The 703-nt window shown below is 76.8% G+C and carries 2 protein-coding genes; one reads left to right on the top strand and one right to left on the bottom strand.

Annotated features, from left to right (window positions below):
* Positions 1-31: 31 nt before the first annotated feature.
* Positions 32-301, top strand: a complete 270-nt coding sequence (locus L2I40_RS24040; RefSeq protein WP_237217856.1) for a disulfide bond formation protein B — start codon at positions 32-34, stop codon at positions 299-301.
* 13 nt (positions 302-314) lie between these two features.
* Here the strand turns inward: L2I40_RS24040 and L2I40_RS24035 are convergent.
* Positions 315-703 (bottom strand): hypothetical protein (locus L2I40_RS24035; protein WP_456305771.1); only part of this gene is annotated, 389 nt, incomplete at its 5' end.

Below are 703 nucleotides of genomic sequence, written 5' to 3'. Positions count from 1 at the left end.
CCTCCGGGCGTAGCGCGGCGCGGCGGTCGCGGTGCTCGGCTCGGCCGCGGTGGCGGTGGTGCATGTCGGCGTCGAGTTCGGCTGGTGGCCCTCGCCGCTGCCGGCCTGCCTGGTGCCGACGGCCGGCGGCGCGACGGTGGAGGACCTGATGCGCAGCCTGGCGCCGACCGCCGCCAAGCCCTGCGACGAGCCGGCCTATCTGATCCCGGGCCTGCCGATCTCGATGGCGCAGATGAACCTGCTCTACGCGCTCGGCCTCGCGGCCTTCATCTGGCGCGGCGCGGCGGCGCGGCGGGGCTGACGCGGCACCCGGCTCAGGCGGTGGATGGCTCGGCACGCTGCTGCGCCGCGGCGCCGGCGCGGAACAGCCAGAGCATCGGCAGCAGCGCCAGCACCAGCACGGCACAGAGCAGCAGCGGCGCGGCCGCGCTGCCGGTGGCGTCCTGCAGCCATCCCGCGAGCGGCGGCAGGCCGCCATGGCCGATGTAGAGCCAGACGTAGAACAGCCCCATGCCGATGGCGCGCTGCTCGGGCCGCAGCACCTGCGCGGGTAGCGCCATGATCACGCCGATCGGCAGGCCCATCAGCAGCCCGGCCGCCAGCAGCATCGGCGCCGCCGGCAAGCCCGCCGCGAGCAGCGCCAGGCACAGCGCCCAGCCGGCGGTGCCGAGCGCCATCAGCCGGCCCGGCGCGGTGCCGCGCT

Source organism: Falsiroseomonas oryziterrae (assembly GCF_021864505.1).
Taxonomy (GTDB): domain Bacteria; phylum Pseudomonadota; class Alphaproteobacteria; order Acetobacterales; family Acetobacteraceae; genus Falsiroseomonas; species Falsiroseomonas oryziterrae.
Note: the sequence above shows the minus strand (reverse complement) of the source record. Positions and strands in the feature narration are given on the sequence as shown.